Origin of the sequence: uncultured Paracoccus sp., assembly GCF_945915435.1 — a bacterium.
Lineage (GTDB): Bacteria > Pseudomonadota > Alphaproteobacteria > Rhodobacterales > Rhodobacteraceae > Paracoccus.
The window spans coordinates 25,756-44,281 of the sequence record NZ_CAMEFG010000029.1 but is presented as its reverse complement, the minus strand read 5'-3'; the positions used below and the strand labels follow the sequence as shown (position 1 = coordinate 44,281).

Here is an 18,526-nt window from a genome sequence, read left to right as displayed (position 1 = left end):
GTCGCGATGCTGTGAAAAAAGGGGCCGAAAGGCCCCTTTTCTTACGCCCGGCCAGGCAGGGTCAGCGAACCACCAGCGGCAAATTGCCGCCGCCTGCACGGCTTCGGGTTCCCGATGCCCATGCTATATTGCGCGCAACGGCTATCGCAGAAACGAGGTTCGGCATGCAACGCAACCCGAGGATCAACCGGCGCATGGTTCTGGCCGGCGCCATCGGTCTGCCCCTGCTGATTCCGGCCATCACCGGAACACATGCAGCCCCCCTGCCCCTGGTCAGGGTCGCCAAGGACCCCTCCTGCGGCTGCTGCGACGACTGGGTCAGCCATATCGAGGCCGCCGGTTTCCCCGTGCGCGTGGCGGAATCCGGCGATATGGGCGGCCTCAAGCGCCGGCTTGGGGTGCCGGTCGAGCTGGCCTCGTGCCATACCGCCCAAGTGGACGGCTACGTCATCGAGGGCCATGTCCCCGCCGCCGCCCTGCACCGCCTTCTGGCCGAGCGGCCCGAGGCGCGCGGGTTGGCCGTTCCGGGAATGCCCGCCGGTTCGCCCGGCATGGAGTTTCCCGATCTGCTGCCCGAAACCTATGACGTGTTCCTGTTCGGTCCCACCATCGGCAGGTTCATGCGCTTTCGCGGCAGCCGCGAGATCTGACCCCGGCGCATGAAGGGCAGACCCTGCCCTATCCCTTGATGCGGCTGGTCCGCAGCAGCCCCGCCGCCGAGACCACCGGATAGCCAGAGGATGCGACATGCGAATTGATCCGATGCAGGTCGTGGACAATGTCGATGAACAGCGTGACCGAGATCGCCGCCGGATTCGCGCCCGAACGTGAAAGGGACAGCCAGGTCTTGACGATTTCATCCTCGGCGGCGCGGAAACGGTCCTTCTGGCGGGCAAGCTCGGCAGCGGTCTCGATATCGGCGGCTGTCAGCGCGGGGGCGAGCAGGCGCAGCGAATCCTGAATGATGCCGGTCAGGCGGGCGATCTCGCCGTCCTGCCGGGCGTCGAAAGCGGCGCCGATGCGGGCCTTGGTCGTGATCCGCCGCGACAGGTTGCGCTTGATGACATCGCCCGCATGGGCCAGGTTGCTGACGCAGTTCATGATGACGAACGCCTGCCGCGCCTCCGCCGGCGAGGCGTCGGGCAAGGCGCCCAGATAATTGTTGACCGACCCCGCATAGGTCAGCAGCAGGTCGTGGGACTCGTTCACCTGCCGCAGGTTCTCCAGCCGCCCGCTGCGCAGCGCGGCCAGCGAAAGCGTCAGCATCCGCTCGACGATCTCGGCCATGCGCAGGGTTTCGACCGAGGCGTTCGACAGCGCCTGCTGCGGGCTGATGACCGCCTCGATGTTGAGATAGCGCGGCGGACCGATGGCGTCGGCGGGCTGTTCGGCATCGGGCACCAGCCGTTCGGCGATGCGCAGCACCAGCGGCGCCAGCGGCACGAAGATCAGCGCGACCGTCAGGTTGAAGCCAAGGTGGACCCCGGCCATCAGGGCCATGCCGTGCAGTCCCGTAGCGCCGGTCAGAGCCCGCAGTTCCGGCAGCAGGACCAGCCCGGCGACGGCGACGATCCCGCGCGCGGCAAGGTTGGCAAGCGGCACACGCCGCGCGGCGGGCGGCTGGTCCAGCGAGGCTGTCACCGCAGGCAGCCCCGCGCCGAAGTTCAGACCCAGGACAAAGGGCACGGCCTGCGCGGCCTCAAGGCTGCCGGTCAGCACGAATGAGGAAAACATCAGCAGGATCGCCAGGGAGGAGTGGGCCAGCCATGTCAGGCAGGCCGCGATCAGGAAGGCGAGGAAGGGCTCGGACGCCAGCGCCTGGATGACGGCGTGGAACATGCCCGCCTCGCGCAGCGGATCGGCGGCGCCGACCACCAGCCGCAACGCGAACAGCATCATGCCGAGGCCCATCAGCACCCGCCCAAGCGCGCGCAGCCGGAACCCGGTCGAAAAGGTGAAGACGGCATAGCCCGCGAACAGCGCAAGCGGCGCCAGCAGCGCGGTATGGCCCGCGCCCGAAGCGAGAGCCGCCGCGATCAGGGCCGAGCCGACATCGGCGCCCAGCACCACGATCAGCCCGGTCAGCGGCGTCACCGTCGCCCCGGCGACCAGCCCGGTGACGATCAGCACCGTCGCCGTGGAGCTGCCAAGCACCGCCGTCAGGGCCACGCCGCTGCCGAAGGCGCGCAACCGGGTGCGCAACTGCCGTTCCAGAAAGATCCGCAACTGGTCGCCCCAGCCCCGGACGACTCCTGTGCGCACCATCCGCACGCCCCAGAGCAGAAGCGAGATGCCGCCCAGCAATTCGACGATGACGACCGTGCTTACCGACATCGCATTCCTCCTTGTTCGCCACGCCGCCCCTGCGCCCGGCAGGACCGGGCGCTACGGGTTCAGGTTTCGATGGGTGATTCAGTCCGAGACGGCTTCCGCGCTTTGCGGCGCGAAAAGACCGAAATTGTAGCCTTCCAGCTTCACCTCGGTGCTGAAGGGCGTATCGAACTGCAACATGGTCGCCGTGCCGGGCGTGACCGGCACGATCCGGCCCTGAGGGATGCCGAGGAAGGCCGAGAGTGCCGCCCGGATCACGCCGCTGTGGACGACGGCCAGCAGATCGCCGTCGGTTCGGGCCAGCCAGTCGCGCAGACCGTCCTCGACGCGCGCGCGAAAATCCTGCCAGCTTTCGCCGCCCGGCGGGTAATGCTCCCCTGCCCGCCAGGCCCAGTATTCGCGCGGATGTTCGGCGATCAGGTCGGGCTTGCGCCGCCCGGTCCACTCGCCCATGCCCAACTCGCGCAGCCGGGCGTCGGCGAGGGCGTCGGGATGGCCGATCAGCCCCACCGTCTCGCGGCAGCGGCCGAGGTCCGAGGACACCACCGCCTTCGGGCGCAACTCGGCCAGCAGGTGCCGGAAGGCCAGCGCCTGTTCCCTGCCCCGCGCGGAAAGCGGGGCGTTGTCATGGCCTTGCAGGCGCTGCTCGGCGTTCCAGATGGTTTCGCCGTGGCGCATCAGGATCAGTCTCATTGCGAAATCCTCTTGCCCTCGGCGTCGAAGACGGCATCGGGTTCGTGCAGGAAGCTGAGTTCGACCTCGGCCCCCGGTTCGGCGCGGAAGAAGCCGTCCACCATGGCGGTCACGCGCAACTCGCCGATCAGGCAGGTGACCATGCTCTGCCCGGCGATGGGGGCCGATTCCGCATAGCGCGCGGTGACGCGGGGACGCCCCTCGCGCGCGCCCACGGTGATGTCCTGCGCGCGATAGAGAAGCTGCGCGCCCTCCTGCCCCGCCGCCAGTGCGGCATCGGCCAGCGCGACCCCCTGAAAGGTCAGCGCCGCCCCCTGCCGGGTAACGGGGATCAGGTTGCCCGCGGGCGTGCCCAGGAAGGTCGCGACGAAGGTGGTCTGCGGGCGCAGCAGCAATTCGTCGGGCGGGCCGAACTGTTCGACGCGCCCGTCCTTCAGCACGGCGACATGGGTGGCCATGGTCATCGCCTCGACCTGATCGTGGGTGACATAGACCGAGGTCGCCCTGGTCGCACGGTGAATCCGCATCAATTCGCTGCGCATGTCCACGCGCAGCTTGGCGTCCAGATTCGACAGCGGCTCGTCCAGCAGCAGGATACCGGGGCGCGGGCCGATGGTGCGGGCGATGGCGACGCGCTGCTGCTGCCCGCCCGAAATCTCGGCCGGGTAACGCTGGCGCAGCCGCTCGATATCGAGGAATTTCAGCACCTCGTCGATCCGCTTGGCACGCTTCTCCTTGGGCCAGCCGGCGACCTTCAGGGGCCAGTCGATATTGCCCTCGACCGTCTTGTGCGGCCAGAGCGCATAGCTCTGAAACACCAGCCCCGTGTCGCGGGCGGCCGCGTTGGTCACGATGCCCCCCTTGCCGCTGGAGACGACCTTGCCACCGAAGGCGATCTCGCCCTCGGTCGGGGGTTCCAGCCCGGCCAGCATCCGCAGCAGTGTGGACTTGCCGCAGCCCGACGGACCGACGAGGACCAGGAACGATCCCGGCGGGACGCTGATATCGACGTCGTCGACCGCCGCATGTCCCCCGAAACGCTTGGTCAGATGGCGAAGATCGATGGCGGGGGTCATGGTCTTGTGCATGTTCATGCCGTTTTCCATCCCTGTATCCTGTTTTGCAGAATGTGAACCAAGGCCGAGGCGATCAGGCAGATCACCAGAATCACCAGCGTGATGGCATTGGCGAATTGCATGAAGCCGAGCCCGGCATAGTTGAAGGCCATCATGCTCAGCACCGGCGTGGTGGAACTGAACAGCAGGACGACCAGCGACAGGTCGCGCACGATCTTGATGAAGACCAGTATCCCGCCGGCAAAGACCCCGCGAATGGCAAGGGGCAGCACGATCTCGACCATGCGGCGGATGGGTCCGGCGCCGGTCAGCCGCGCGCTTTCCTCGATATCGTTCGAGATCTGGGACAGGACCGCGCGCCCCGACTGGACCGCATAGGGCAGAAGGTTCGCGGTCGCGGCCAGCACCAGCAGCGTGAAGGTGCCGTAAAGCGCCGGGATCGGCCCCAGAGAGGTGCCATACATCGCGATATAGGCCGCCGCCAGCGCGATGCTGGGAATGAACAGCGGCAGGAAAGCCAATTGGCTCAGCAGGTTGCCCAGGAAGGTGCCCTTGTGGCGCACGATGGTATGGGCGATGACCAGCCCCAAGAGCATCGCCGCCGCCGCCACCGTCAGTCCAAGGCGCAGCGTCGTCCAGACCGCATCCATCAGCATCGGGTTGCGAAACAGCCCCGCCTGACCCTGCGCGATCTGCGGGTCGGCCGCGCCGATCCAGAAATGCAGCGTCCAGTTGCTGAACAGCCCCGAGGACGACACCGCCATGCTGGACGCAAACAGCACGATCACCGGGATGATCGTCGTCATCACCCCAAGCCCGGTCGCGATGAAGAACAGCGGCCAGCGCCACCGCCCAAGCGCGAAACGCTTGGTGCGCGACCCCTTGCCGGTGACGGTGACGAAGGCCTTGCGCCCCGACACCAGCCTGTCGCTGAAGTAAAGCAGCGCGGCGGCGGCCACGATCAGCAGCAGGGCAAGGACATAGCCGCGCTCGATATTGCCGGTCTGGACCATGCCGTAGATGCGGGTGGACAGCGTCTGCATCCTGACCGGCGCACCCAAGAGCGCGGGCGCGGCGAAGTTCGACACCGCCCCCGCGAAGGTCAGCATCCCTCCGGAAACCAGCGCCGGGGTGACGATGGGCAGGATGATCCCGAACAGGATACGCCCGCGCTTCGCCCCCGCCATCTCGGCGGATTCGACCAGATCGGCGCTGACGGAACTCAACGCGGCGGCGATCATCGTATAGGCCAGCGAATAGTAATGCGCGATCAGCACGATCAGCACCGGCAGGATGCCCCATGCCAGCCAGTCGGGAATGTCGATCCCGATGGCGGTGAAATAGCCCGGCTGCCCGCCGAGGCGCTCGTTGCGAAACAGCGTCCCCCATGCCAGCGCGGCGGCGAAGCTGGGGATCATGAAGGGCAACGTGGACAGGATGCCCAGAAAGCGCGGCGCCGGCACATCGGTCAGCACGACCAGCCAGGCAAGGAAACCGCCCAGCAGCAGGCAACCCGCCGCCACGCCCGCCCCCAGCAACATCGTGTTGCCGATGGGCCGCCAGAGCAGGTTGGTCGAAAGCGGGCTGGCGGCGACAGCCTGCCATGCCTCGATCCCGTCGGGGGTCAGCGAAAGCAGGACGATCCGCAGCAGGGGCACGATGATCAGGATCGCGGCGATAGAGACCATGACCAGCGGCACGAATCGTTGCGACTGGAGAACCCGGTGCAGCGCACCCGGTTGGATGACATTCGCAGTCATTGCTCAAGTCCTTGAATTGAAGGCGGTGTCCGGGCGTCAGGCCCGGACATGAGACCCGCTATTGCAGCATGATGATCAGGTCGAGAATCCGCGCCCGCGCCGCGCCGGTGGCGGCGGGATCCATCCGCCACAGGTTCAGTTCCTCCAGCGGGACGGCATCGGGGTGATCGGCGATGGTGCGCCGCGCCGCGTAATCGCCCTGCACATAGAAAGGTTCGAACCCCGGCCCGCCCGAGGGCGTGTCGTCGCCCATCATGAAGTCGATCAGCAGCCGCGCCGCCGCCGGGTTGGGGGCGTTCTTGGCCACCGCCAGCACCGCCGGGAACAGGATGCCCGCCGAGGGCACGGTCTCGTTCGAGATCTGCAAGGCCCAGCCTTCCCTTTCATTGTCACGCGCCGCCGAATAGGTCATGAAGCCGACGGATGGATTGGTGGCATTGATATCTCCGACCGCCGCGCGCAGGGTCGCGGTATCGTTGACCATCACCAGATCATTCTGGAACAGATCGGCGATGAACTGCTCGCCCGCGCCATCGAAGGCGCTGTCGACCTCGATCGGCTTGCCGAACTGAGCTTCGTAGGCGGCGCCCATCTCGTCGGGGCGCAGGGCGATCTCGGTCAGCAGGTCCAGGACCTCGCCCCGCGCGGCGGGGTCCTCCAGCAACACCTTGCCGCGCCATTCGGGCGTCGTCAGTTGCCAAAGGTTGGTAATGGGCGAACCGTCGGGATAGGCCGCCTCGTTATACATCAGCGCACGGGTGGACAGCCGGTGCGTCACCAGGCCCTGCCGGAATTCCTCGGGCACCTGATCCACCACGCGCGGCGGGACATAACCCTCGACCATGCCCGAGGGCACAAGGTCGCGCAGCACCAGCGGCGCCTCGGACAGATAAAGCACGTCCACCGCATAGACGCCCGCCTTTTGCTCGGCATCGATCCGGGCGATCTGGCGGGTCGAATTGATATCGACCGAGATCATGTCGATGCCCGGATAGGCCGCCTCGAAGGCGGCTTCGACCTGGACCATGCGGCGGGACAAGGAAAATACCGTGACGCTGCCTTCGGTCTTCGCGATCTCGTAAAGTTCCTGGGGCGTCATCGTATCGAGGTCCTGCGCCATCACCGGCGCAGCAGCTATCAACGTCGCGCCCATCACGGCGCGAGTCAGGAAACGTCTCATTCTCTTTCCTCCTCAGGGGTTGTCGAAGTCCTTGAACAGCCTCGACAGTTTTTCCAGCGCCCCTATCGACTCCTCCTCGTGTCGTGCCGCCATCGTCAGCAGGATCGCGCTGACGATGGCATATGGCACGATCGGGGTCTGGAATTTACTGCTCGAACGCCCACGCGGCGCCGCAAGCGCAAGATCGGGTTCCGGCACCATCACCAGGCCGAAAAGATCGGAAATCAGAATCGACCCCGCACCCGTGGCGCGCACATGCCGCATCATCGGCTCATAGGCCAGGGGTTGCGTGTTGAAGGCCAGCGCGACCACGACATCCCCGGACGACATCGAAACCAGCCGTTCGGCCACGTCCCGCCCGCGTCCCGTCAGCAGGGTGGTGGCCTTGCCGAACCGTTCCAGCTTGCGCGACAGGAATTGCGCGATGGACTGGGCATGGCCCTGCGCGAAGATATAAACCTTGCCCGCCGAAAAGATCGCATCCGCCGCCTGATCTATCGCCGGCTGCACGATCAGCGCATCCAGGTTTTGCAGCGCCGCGACCTCGGACGCGATCAGCCTGGACAGGTGGTTTCCCTCTTCCACCGACCGCACGGAACGCTGCATCCGCCGCGCGGTATCCTGCGCGTTCATCATCTCTTTCTGAAGGGCGCCGCGCAATTCGGGGAAACCCTTGTAGCCCAGCTTCTGGGCCAGCCGCGTCGGCGCGGCGCCATGAACCTCGATGCGTTCAGCCAGTTGGGGACCGGACAGAAAGACCAGTTCTTCACGACGATCCAGCAGGGCGCTGACCATCTTCTGATCCGTCTCGGTCAGCTTTTCGGCGGATTGCGAGAGACGAGAGAGGAAGTCTGACGGCATTGAAAATTCCTTTCTATAAATAAAGTGAAAGAAATTTTTCATTCTGTCAAGTATTCATCCACCGGCTTCGGCCCGCCCTTGCCCACATCCCGGCAAACACCTGCATCCGCACGTTCTCATCCACGGGCAGAGCCGGAATTTTTCCGCTTATCCACAGGATCGTTACCCGAATCGTCTTGAGTAAAAGAAATGAACCGTTCAGTTCTGTTCTCGAAATTTTTCAGAAAAAAGGATGCGGTCGAAGATGTCTCCTGTCTTGCTGGACTGTACATTTCGTGACGGTGGTTATTACAACGCCTGGGACTTTCCCGATTTCATCGTCGGCCGCTATTTGCAGGCCATGAAGGCCGCGCAGGTCGATGTCGTCGAACTGGGCTTTCGCTTTCCGTCGGCGGCGGGTTTTGCCGGGCCGAACGCCTACACGACCGACGACTACCTGCGGGGGCTGGACATTCCGCAAGAGCTGACCGTGGCGGTCATGGTCAATGGCGCGGATGTGCTGATCGACCCCGATTTCGACGCCGGGCTGGAGCGTCTGTTCCCCGAAACCGCCGCGCAGTCGCCGGTGGATATGGTCCGCTTCGCCTGCCATTACCACGAATGCGAAAGGGTGCTGCCCGCCGCGCGCTGGCTTGCCGATCGTGGCTATCGCGTCGGCTTCAACCTGATGCAGATCACCAAGCGCACCGAGGCGGAAGTCACCTCGCTGGCCCGCACCGTGCGCGACTGGCCGGTCGAGGTCCTGTATTTCGCCGACAGCGTGGGCGGCATGCAGCCCGACGACGCCACCCGCGTGATCGGGTGGATGCGCCAGGAATGGGAAGGTCCCATCGGCGTGCATACCCATGACAACATGGGCCTTGCGCTGGCCAACACCCTGCGCGCCGCGGGCGACGGGGCCGAATGGCTGGACGCCACCGTCACCGGCATGGGACGCGGGCCGGGCAATGCGCGCACCGAAGAGCTGGCCATCGAGGTCGCCGACATGCGCAACAGCAAGGCCAACCTGGTGCCCCTGCTGGGGCTGATCCGGGACTATTTCGGGCCGATCAAGGCGAAATGCGGCTGGGGCAGCAACCCGTTCTACTACCTCTCGGGGAAATACGGCATCCACCCGACCTATGTGCAGCAGATGCTGGCCGATCCGCGCTATGACGAAGAGGACATCATCAACGTCATCGACCACCTGCGCGAGGCCGATGGCCAGAAGTTCAGCACCACGGCGATGGAAAGCGCCCGCAACTTCTATTGCGGAGAGCCGCGCGGAAGCTGGTCGCCCGCCGAACTGATGCAGGACCGCGAGGTCCTGATCCTGGGCACCGGGCCGGGCGTGGCGCGTCACCGCAAGGCGATCGAGGCCTATATCCGTCGCGCCCGCCCCCTGGTCATGGCGCTGAACACCCAGACCGATGTCGCGGCCGATCTGATCGACCTGCGGGTCGCCTGCAATCCCGTCCGCCTGCTGGCCGACGCCGAGGAACATCGCGACCTGCCCCAGCCGCTGATCACGCCCGCCTCGATGCTGCCCGGCCATCTGCGCGAGGAACTGGACGGCAAGCAGTTGCTGGACTTCGGCCTCAGCGTGAAAAAGGACAGTTTCGAGTTCGACCGGACCCATTGCATCACGCCAAACCCGATGGTCATGTCCTATGCGCTGGCGATCGCGAACAGCGGCAAGGCGCAGCGCATCCTGATGGCAGGCTTCGACGGTTATCCCGCGGGCGATGCGCGCAACCAGGAAATCGAATCGACCCTGCATCTGCTGGCCCAAAACGACGGACCCGAGCGGATCTCGGTCACGCCCACCCGCTATTCCGGGCTGAAGGCCCGCTCGATCTACGGAATCTGAACCATGCGCGCATGTGTCATTATCCCCGCCCGCTACGCCTCGACCCGCTTTCCGGGCAAACCGCTGGTGCCGCTTCTTGGCAAGCCGATGGTGCTTTGGGTCGCCGAGCTTTCCGCCCGCGCCGTCGGGCGCGAGCATGTCCATGTCGCGACCGAGGACGAACGCATCGCCTCGGTCGTGCGCGAGGCCGGTTTCAACGCGCTGATGACCGACCCCAAGGCGCTGACCGGCACCGACCGGCTGGCGGATGCGGCAAGGCAGATCGATTACGACATCTATGTCAACGTGCAGGGCGACGAGCCGATCATCGAACCCGATGACATCACCGCCTGCATCCGCAAGAAGGCCGAAAACCCCGGCCAGATCGTCAACGGCTTTTGCTGGATCGGCGAGGGCGAAGACCCCGCCAGCCGCAACATCCCCAAGGTGATCGCCGCCGAAAACGGACGCATGATCTATATGTCGCGCCTTCCCCTGCCCGGCTGGAAGGACGAAAAACAGGCGCCCGCGCGCTATATGAAACAGGTCTGCATCTATGGCTTCACCCGCGAGGACCTGGCCCGTTTCGCCGGTTTCGGCCGCAAGAGCCAACTGGAGGCCTGCGAGGACATCGAGATCCTGCGCTTCCTTGAATGGGGACAGGAAATCGTGATGTATGAATGCCATCCCGGCAGCCTGGCGGTCGATGTTCCCGAAGACGTCGCGCGCGTCGAGGCGGCGCTGCGCGCACGCGACGCGGCCTGAGGCGTCCGCATCATGGCGATCACCGATTATTCCGCGCTGGTCTTCGATTGCGACGGCGTGTTGCTGGATTCGAACCGGGTCAAGACGGATGCCTTTCGTCAGACAGCCTTGCCCTTCGGCGAGGCCGCCGCGCAGGCGCTGGTCGATTATCACGTCAGCCGGGGCGGCGTGTCGCGCTATGCCAAGTTCCGGCATTTCCTGGACGAGATCGCGCCGCAACATGCCCCCGGCCTGGGTGGGCCGGACCTGCGCAAGATCGGGCTGGAGGACCTGCTGGCCGCCTATGCCGATGCCGTGCAGACCGGGCTGATGGCCTGCGCCGTCACCCCCGGACTGGCCGAGTTGCGCCGCGCCACGCCCGGCATTCCCTGGCTGATCGTTTCGGGCGGCGATCAGGCCGAGCTGCGCCGTGTCTTTGCCCGGCGCGATCTGGACAGCTATTTCGACGGCGGCATCTTCGGCAGCCCCGACACCAAGGACGCGATCCTGGGGCGCGAATTCGGTTCGGGGCGGCTCTCGCATCCTGCGCTGTTTCTGGGCGACAGCCGCTATGACCATATCGCCGCCGGTCGCGCCGGGCTGGATTTCGTCTTCATCTCGGGGTGGAGCGAGATGCCCGCATGGCAGGACTACCTTGCCGCCCACGGGCTGGATTCGGTCGAACGGGTCGCCGATCTGCTGAACGCCGCCTGAGCGGCAGTGGCGCCCACCTTGGCGCAGGGACAACCGGCGGGCAGCATCGCGGCCCGCCGGTTTTTCACATCATTCGGCCATCGCCGCGCGGCGGTGACGGGCCAGCGGGTCGTTGCGGTAGAAATCGCTGATTTCCTTGAAATAGCAGGCAAATTCCTGCTGCATGGAACTGCGCCCCTGCGCGCGCAATGCATCCCCGTCGACATCGCCCGAAAAGCTGGTCGAACCGGCATGGCCGACCAGCACATTCGTCGCCCCGCCGCAGAAATAACCCGCCATGCGGGCGCGCAGGCTGAATTCGTTGTCCTCGCCATAGCCGCGGTCATATTTCATCTCGCTGAAAAGCCCGATCCGGTCGATCAGCGAGCGGCGGATATAGACGCAGAACCCATGCGCGACGGGCATCTCGACGGTGAAGGGCTGCGCCTTGCGGGCACGGCGGTCCAGCGCCTCGGTCCAGGCGACGGGATCGTCCTGCGGCATCTCGGCCCCTTCGGGAAAGGGCAGGTTGCAGATCGACGCATTGTTGGAAAAAGGCGTCACCGCGCCGATCTTGGGATGGGCATATGCGGCATCCTGCAAGCGCAAGGCCCAGTCGCCGCACGGAACCGTATCGCTGTTGAGCAAGATGACATCGTCCCGCCCGGCTTCCAGCATCCCGGCATTGACCGTGCCGCTGAAACCGACGTTTTCGGCGTTTTCAAGACAGGTGAAACCCGCCTTCTGCGCATATTCGCGGCAGACATCGGCCAGTCTCGGGTCCGGCCCGCGATCCCAGACCATGATGACGCGATAGCCGTTTTCGGCCTGATGGCGCTGCAACTGTTCAAAGCAGATGCGCGTGCCCTCGTAATCGCCATAGATCGGCAGGACGACGCTGATACCGGGGCGCTGGCGGCCAGAAAAGGCCATCGGATCGACCCGGAACTCGGCCCGGCCACGCGACTGCACATCGTCGAACATGGCCTGGCTGATCTGATCCTCGCGCCCGGCGTAATCCAGCAGGAAGCCCGACTTCCGGCGGCGGATACGTTCGGCCATCAGGCGGGCCAGGTCGTCCATGCGGTGGCGTGTCGGAACGGTTTCGTCCATCCCGATCAGATGCCGCTCGAACAGATCGACGATATGGCGCCTGTTGGCCCCGTCGGGAAAGGGATCGCCGTCGAAGCCCTGCCAGACATGGCGGCGCAGGGCGGCCAGCAGGTGGGTTTCGTCGGTGATGCATTCGGCGGCATCGGTGCCGTTCAATTCGCTCAGCCCCAGCGACAACACCGGCTTGCCCTTGAGCAGGCAAAGCGCGCTGGCCGAGGTCACGATGGTGATGCAGATATCGGCCTCTTCGATCAGGTCGTCCAGCGCGGTTTCGCGCGCGACCACGACGAATTCGGAATCCTCCTGCTTTTGCGAGGGATGCGGGCGCAGCACCAAGAGCGCGTCGGGGAACTTCCTGGCCACCATCCGGCGGATACGCGCGAATGCCTGGTCCGAGCTTTCGAACCAGTTCAGCCGCAGCGATCCGGCCTCGGGTCCGGCCACGCCCGAACCCTGGTCGTTGGCCCCGATCACCAGGATGACCGGCCGCCCATAGCGGCGCGCCCGGCGCATGGCATGGATGTCGCGCGTCTCGCGCTGGTGGAAATCGGGATAGGCGACGTTTTCCTTTTCCCGTTCATGCCAGGCAAGGATTTCATCGAAGCGCCGGTCCAACTGGCCGTCGTCCAGCAAGGACAGTGCCCGGCCATGTTCGGTCAGCATCGGACGCGCGCCGAAACCGAACTGGCCCGTGGGATCGCAACTGATCGTGCCGCTGAAATGGCCGCGCTCGATGATCTGGTATTCGATGCCCAGTTCCTGGCAGAGATGGATGAACAACCGGCTTTTCGGCGCGGTATTGCCCCAGATCAGGAAGGTCTTGACCCGGTGACGGATCAGCGCCTCGCGCCACACCGCATGGACATTGCGGATACGGGCCAGCGCAACCTCGCGCTCGGTCCCCTCGGGCAGCGCGGCATGGCGGAACATGCATTCGGACCGCAACAGGTATTCCGCCACGTCGGCGGGCAGTTCATGCTTTGCTTCCGCCTCGGCGCTGCCAAGCAAATGAAGCCCCGCAGGCTCCAGCAGGCAGGGGGCGGCGCAATGGGTCTGCATCGCCACGATCGGCGCACGCCCGCCAAGGACGAAGGCGCTGGTCAGGCCCTGATCGGCCAGCGCCTTGTGCAGATGCGCCATGCCCTGATGCATCGGTTCGGCGCCGCCCATCCAGCAACTTATCAGCACGTCTATTTCCCGATGCAAGGCATCGTCCACGCCCTTGAACAGGCCACCCTGCAAGTCTGCGCCGGACTTTTGCCCTGCGGATCCGATATTGCGCGGCTGCACCAGCCCGCCGATATGAGGGGGCAGGAAATCCCCCAGGGGCTGGCCCTCGGGCCGGCGCACGGTTGGGGGCAAAAGCATCTCGGGACCCGTCGGATCGGCATGCCAGTCGCGCCCGTCCACGGTTGCGACACGGCCACCCAGGGCGGTGGGCAGAAGGCCGAACAGCCGCTCGCCGATATGGGCGGTCTGGCCGTGACGCGAAACCTCGGTCTCGACGAATTCGGTCGCGGGCAGGATATCGGCGACAAGCTGCGCCAGTTCGGCGTCGATCCAGAAGCAGGTGCCCGCAAAGAAGCCGTAGTCCAGCCGCTCGGCCACCGCACCGAAACCCGCGCCCGACAGAAAGGCGTCCATCCGCGCGGTGCTGCCCTGGTCGAAATCCCGGCCATCCAGCCAGAAGGGCGCCGGGCCAAGCAGCAAGAGCCGCCCATCGCCGCGCAGCAGGTCGATGATGCCTGCGACCCGCTGGGGCGTCGCGCCGATTGCGTCGAACATCTGCCGCCGCCAGACCTCTGGCAGGGTGGCGCCCTTCTTGGAATGCGCCTTGCAGAAAAAGCGATACCCGCGGGGCTTCAACGCGCGCACGGCAGCAAGAAACGCGCCCACATCCTGACCGAGATTGGGCACCGGCATGATTTCCGCGCCGGGAAACATCTCGGCGATCCGGGCCGGGTCGTGATCGGGCGAATCGTCGGGAACCGTCACGAAAACATCGGTTTCCGGCGGGAAGTTCGCAACGAGCCGTTGCAGGTCGGGCACCGTGTCCAGGTGATAGAGGTGGATCAGCAACGCATGGTCGCGCTGTCCGTCCTGCGGCTGGCCGGTCGCGCGGAAACGTCCCTTGCCGGGCCACCAGTCCCGATGGCCGTGGATTTCGTAATGGACCAGTGCATCCAGCCCCGATTCCCGCGCCGAGGGCACCGCATCCAGATAGGCCTGCGGGTCGAACCAGGGGCCGGGCTGGCGGCCAAGCTCGCTTCCCAGCCGCAGGTAATGCTGCGCGGGATCATGGCCGGTCAGTTCGACCTCTCCGTAATTCTCGCGATACCAGCCGGGGGCAAAGAGATGGCTGGTCGAAAGGATGATTTCCTGCTCGGTCCTGCTCAGGCGGCGGTCGGGGGCGGTCGTCGCCTCATGGCGCAAATGCCGGGCGGCGGCGCGGCGCAGGGCGGGAACGATGGCGGCGGGGTCAAGGCTGGCGGTTTGCGCGCGCGATCCCAGCGGCAGGGTCAGATCCGTCTGCCCGATGCGAATGGCCACGTCCCGGTGCAGGACGATCGGCGAGGCGTCGGCTTCCAGCTTGCGCAGCAGCGCAAGGGCGCCCTCGGGCAGGAAATCCCGAAGGTCGAATTCGTAGCCAAGCCGCGCGGGACGCGAAAGCCCGATGGCATTGTCCAGATCGCCGCGCGGACGGCCCGTCGAGACGGTGGCGACGTGGATGCCGTGGACAAGCAGTTCCAGCGACAGGTGCTGAAAGGGATCGCTGGCCATGAGCGCCCAGCCGATCAGCCCGCCTTCGGGGGTCAGCCCATCGACGAAACCCCGCCACTTCGGGCCGCTTGCAAGGTTCCTGGGGGATGAACCAACAGTATTGGTAAGCATTTCAGATGCTTCTCCGGTATTAGGATTTGTTGTTTTTTCCTTTTGACTGAAACATGACCGGCTCTTTTCCGGTCTGGACTGGTTAACCGCGCAATCTGGTCCTGAGCCACCGCATCGGCGCGGTGATGCGCCACGAGGTCGAGGCGAGAAGCGCCTTGTTGTCCGCCTGCGCCAGGCGCAGCGCGGCGCGGGCGGCGGCAAGTTCCCTTTCCTGCCGTGCCGCTGCCTGCCGGGCGGCCTTTTCGCGGGCAAGGATCTGCTGGTCGCGCGCCGCGACCTGTTCGCGGGCGCGGGCAAGCTGCCCTTGCGCGGCGGCCAGCTTCTTCCCGGCCCCGGCGCGCTCGGTCTCCAGCACCTTGCGCAGGCGGGACAGCTCGGCCTCGCGGCCCGCTGCGGCATCCTCCAGCCGCGCGGTGGCCGCGCCCTGGCGACGCAGCCGGTGTTCAAGGTCGGTAATGCGATCCTGCGCCTGCGACAGATCCTTGCGCCGCGCCTGGCTTTCGTCCTGATAGTCGAAGATCAGCCCCTGAAGCCGCGCCATGTCCTGATCCTGGCGCTGCTTGCGCGCGGCCAGCGCGGCGATGCGGGCCTCGGCGTCAGCCAGTTCGCCCGCCAGCCCGTCGCGCTGCGCAAGCGCGTCGGCCAGGGCGGCGCGCAGGCCCTCGGTCTCGTGGTGCAGGTCGTCCAGTTCGGCCTTGCGCTGCGCGAGGGCGCTGGCGGCCTCGGCCAGTTCATGGCGGCGCGTGTCGTTTTCGGCCTCGGTCCGGGCAAGCGCCGCCGTGCGTTCGGCAAGGGCCTCGTCTGTCTGTTGCAACTCGGCCCGCGCCTCGTCGCGTTCGCGGACCAGATCACCCTGCCCCGGCCCGCCCGATCCTTCGGGCGCGACCAGCGGGCCAAAGACCTGCGTGCCTTCGTCGAAGGCCCGGCGGATGCGGTCCAGCCGCTTGCGGTCACCCTGCGCGGCATCGCCCGCCGCCCATCTTTCAAGTATCCCATAGCTGTCGCGGACCCAGCCCGCGATCAAATCATCCTCCAGCACCTCTTGCGGCGGACGGTGGTGGTGGCGCAGACCGCTGTCGACGAAACCGCGCAATTCGGCGGCGTTCGAGGCGGAATAGCGCGGCCAGGTGATTCCCAGGGCGCGGCCCAGATCGCGCGCACTGGCAGACCAGTCCTGGGTCAGGCGGTCGAAACTGGTGAAGGCGCGGGCCAGGCCGCGGCTGGCCGCCTCGGCGTCCAGCACGTGGCGCAGCCATAAAAGCAGCCCGTAATCCTGCGGAAAGCCGTTGCGTGTGGTCAGCGACTGCGCCACCTCGACCGGATTGCGGTGGGTCAGGATCGCGACCGGCTGGATCTTCATCGACAGCAGCACATCCGTCCACAGCGGCACGAAGCGGCAGATGCGCGGGTCCTTGACCACGAAAAAGCCGGAATCGCCGTATTCGGATGCGATCGCCTCGCGCAGCTTGCCGCGATATTCCTGCGCCTTGGGCGAATGCATCCAGCTTTCGGGAAAGGGCCGGTAGTCGCGCCAGTCCGATCCGGCCGAGGCAAGCAACCGGTCATGCAATTCCATCAGCGGAACGGATTCGAAATAGCCCTTGGGGTTGCCGGCATTGCCCTGCATCGGCGTGGCCGGACCGTCGCAGCCCAGCGCGGACAGCAGCCCCGTCAGCGCCGAGGTGCCCGAGCGGTGCATACCCAGCACCAACAGCGCCCGCCGCTCAAGCCCCTGGCCCGCAACCTTCGCAACCTGTTCCGCGCCCTCGCCCGGACCCTCTCCGCCAGCCGCGGAAAAAGCCCCGGACATCGGTGTCGTTCTGTTCCGCTTCATGCAGCCGCCGTCGCCAATCGCTTCGAAATCAAAATGAAAAACAGCAAGAAATCATCAACGCTCACCCGCTAGCACATCGGCGGCAGGCATTGAAGTCACCCGAACAGCACAAGATGACAAGCCGGTAAAAATCCGCGAAAAAACGCCGCCCTTTTGCGCGGACACACGCAGAAATGAACCGGGGCTGACCGATATCGGGCAGAATCGGCCAGCCGCCGCATGACTGACGCCTAGCGCCCGTCCTCGATCCGCGGCAGGAACCACGCCAGCAGCCCGACCAGCGGCAGGAAGGAACAGATGCGATAGACCGTTTCGACGTCGTAGCTGTCGGCCAACCCGCCCAGAATCGCCGCCGCGATCCCGCCAAGACCGAAGTTCAGCCCGTAGAACAGCCCTCCGATCAGCCCGATGCGGCCCGGCAGCAACTCCATCGCGTAGATCAGGATCGAGGCGAAGGCGCTGGCCATGATGAGGTTGATCGCGACCGTCAGAACGCCGGTCCAGAACAGGTCCGCATAGGGCAGGATCAGCGTCAGCGGCAGCGGTCCCAGCACCGAGATCCAGATGACGCGATACCGCCCGATCCGGTCGCCCACGATCCCGCCGATCAGCGCCCCCGCAGCCGAGGCCAGCAGAAAGACGAACAGCATCATCTGCGCCGAGGGGATCGACAGCCCGAAGCGGTCCATCAGGTAGAAGGTGTAAAAGGACCGGAAGCTTTCGGTATAGGCGTTCTTGGAAAACATCAGCAGCGTCAGCACGACCAGCCCCACCGCGATGGTTGTCGGCGCGTGGCGGACGATCGCCGCACCGCCCTTGGCGCCCTTGGCCCGCAAGGCCGCGAATTCGGCGCTGATCCGGCGCTGCTGGCTGCCGATCCAGGTCAGCGACATCATCGCCAGCAAGGCCAGGACGGCGAACAGCGCAAGGCTGGGCTGGCCCCAGGGCACGATGATCAGCGCGGCAAAGACCGGGCCGAGCGCGCCGCCTGCCTGCCCGCCGACCTGAAAGATGCCTTGCGCCAACCCTTGCCGCCCGCCCGCGGCATAGCGGGCCATGCGCGTCGCCTCGGGGTGGAAGATGGACGAGCCGATGCCGATCAGCGCGACCGAGACCAGGATGCCGCCATAGCTTTGCGTCATCGACAGGCTGACCAGCCCCGAAAGGGTGAACATCATTCCCACCACCGGCGAATAGGGCGCGGGATAGCGGTCCGTCACCATGCCGATCACCGGCTGAAGCAGCGATCCGGCGATCTGGAAGGTCATGGTGATCATCCCGATCTGCACGAAATCCAGCGCATAGGCGTCGCGCAGGATCGGGTAGGCCGCAGGGATCAGCGATTGCATCAGGTCGTTGAGCAGATGCGTCAGCCCCAGCATCACCAGCACGGCAAGGTGGGTTCTGGGACGGGTGGGGGCAAGGGTGGCGGTCGTCATGGCGGCAACTTTCGGGACAAAAGGGGATGCATCCGGCTTCGGCCCGTATCTGTGCCCAGAAACGCGCGAGGGGCAAGGGGTC

General features: G+C 65.8%; 13 protein-coding genes. 4 read left to right on the top strand and 9 right to left on the bottom strand.

Annotated features, from left to right (window positions below; translation table 11 throughout):
- Window positions 1-164: 164 nt before the first annotated feature.
- Window positions 165-650 (top strand): DUF411 domain-containing protein, encoded by a 486-nt coding sequence (locus Q0O97_RS11030; RefSeq protein WP_294928839.1) that lies wholly within the window; start codon window positions 165-167, stop codon window positions 648-650.
- Window positions 651-678: 28 nt separating this feature from the next.
- Here the strand turns inward: Q0O97_RS11030 and Q0O97_RS11025 are convergent, their stop codons facing one another.
- The 6 genes from Q0O97_RS11025 to Q0O97_RS11000 form a co-directional block, all read right to left on the bottom strand.
- Window positions 679-2,334, bottom strand: coding sequence for a Na/Pi cotransporter family protein (locus Q0O97_RS11025; protein WP_294928837.1), 1,656 nt, complete (start codon window positions 2,332-2,334; stop codon window positions 679-681).
- Window positions 2,335-2,412: 78 nt separating this feature from the next.
- Window positions 2,413-3,024, bottom strand: a complete 612-nt coding sequence (locus Q0O97_RS11020) for a histidine phosphatase family protein (protein ID WP_294928835.1) — start codon at window positions 3,022-3,024, stop codon at window positions 2,413-2,415.
- Window positions 3,021-4,130 (bottom strand): ABC transporter ATP-binding protein, encoded by a 1,110-nt coding sequence (locus Q0O97_RS11015; RefSeq protein ID WP_294928833.1) that lies wholly within the window; start codon window positions 4,128-4,130, stop codon window positions 3,021-3,023. Before Q0O97_RS11015 ends, Q0O97_RS11020 begins: the two co-directional genes overlap by 4 nt.
- Window positions 4,115-5,860, bottom strand: a complete 1,746-nt coding sequence (locus Q0O97_RS11010) for an iron ABC transporter permease (protein ID WP_294928831.1) — start codon at window positions 5,858-5,860, stop codon at window positions 4,115-4,117. Before Q0O97_RS11010 ends, Q0O97_RS11015 begins: the two co-directional genes overlap by 16 nt.
- 58 nt (window positions 5,861-5,918) lie before the next feature.
- A complete protein-coding gene (locus tag Q0O97_RS11005; protein WP_294928829.1) occupies window positions 5,919-7,040 on the bottom strand; it encodes a substrate-binding domain-containing protein in 1,122 nt (373 codons plus the stop codon).
- A gap of 12 nt (window positions 7,041-7,052) precedes the next feature.
- The gene (locus Q0O97_RS11000) at window positions 7,053-7,901 is read right to left on the bottom strand and encodes a MurR/RpiR family transcriptional regulator (protein ID WP_294928827.1); all 849 of its coding nucleotides are present in this window, start codon (window positions 7,899-7,901) and stop codon (window positions 7,053-7,055) included.
- A 244-nt stretch (window positions 7,902-8,145) separates the two neighbouring features.
- Between Q0O97_RS11000 and Q0O97_RS10995 the strand changes: the two genes are divergently transcribed.
- From Q0O97_RS10995 to Q0O97_RS10985, 3 genes are read left to right on the top strand one after another with little or no spacing between them, the layout of a single operon-like run.
- Window positions 8,146-9,750 carry an aldolase catalytic domain-containing protein gene (locus tag Q0O97_RS10995; protein WP_294928825.1) on the top strand — a complete coding sequence of 535 codons (1,605 nt, stop codon included), beginning with the start codon at window positions 8,146-8,148 and terminating at the stop codon, window positions 9,748-9,750.
- 3 nt (window positions 9,751-9,753) lie between these two features.
- Window positions 9,754-10,494, top strand: coding sequence for a 3-deoxy-manno-octulosonate cytidylyltransferase (locus Q0O97_RS10990; RefSeq protein WP_294928823.1), 741 nt, complete (start codon window positions 9,754-9,756; stop codon window positions 10,492-10,494).
- Between the two features lie 12 nt (window positions 10,495-10,506).
- Window positions 10,507-11,187 (top strand): HAD family hydrolase, encoded by a 681-nt coding sequence (locus Q0O97_RS10985; RefSeq protein ID WP_294928820.1) that lies wholly within the window; start codon window positions 10,507-10,509, stop codon window positions 11,185-11,187.
- Window positions 11,188-11,256: 69 nt separating this feature from the next.
- On the opposite strand, the gene Q0O97_RS10980 is transcribed toward Q0O97_RS10985, so the two are convergent.
- From Q0O97_RS10980 to Q0O97_RS10970, 3 genes are all read right to left on the bottom strand, one after another.
- The gene (locus tag Q0O97_RS10980; RefSeq protein ID WP_294928817.1) at window positions 11,257-15,171 is read right to left on the bottom strand and encodes a rhamnan synthesis F family protein; all 3,915 of its coding nucleotides are present in this window, start codon (window positions 15,169-15,171) and stop codon (window positions 11,257-11,259) included.
- An 82-nt stretch (window positions 15,172-15,253) separates the two neighbouring features.
- Window positions 15,254-17,005, bottom strand: a complete 1,752-nt coding sequence (locus Q0O97_RS10975; RefSeq protein ID WP_294928815.1) for a hypothetical protein — start codon at window positions 17,003-17,005, stop codon at window positions 15,254-15,256.
- 230 nt (window positions 17,006-17,235) lie between these two features.
- Window positions 17,236-18,444: an MFS transporter gene (locus Q0O97_RS10970; protein ID WP_294928811.1), complete on the bottom strand. Its 1,209-nt coding sequence runs from the start codon at window positions 18,442-18,444 to the stop codon at window positions 17,236-17,238.
- Window positions 18,445-18,526 lie beyond the last annotated feature (82 nt).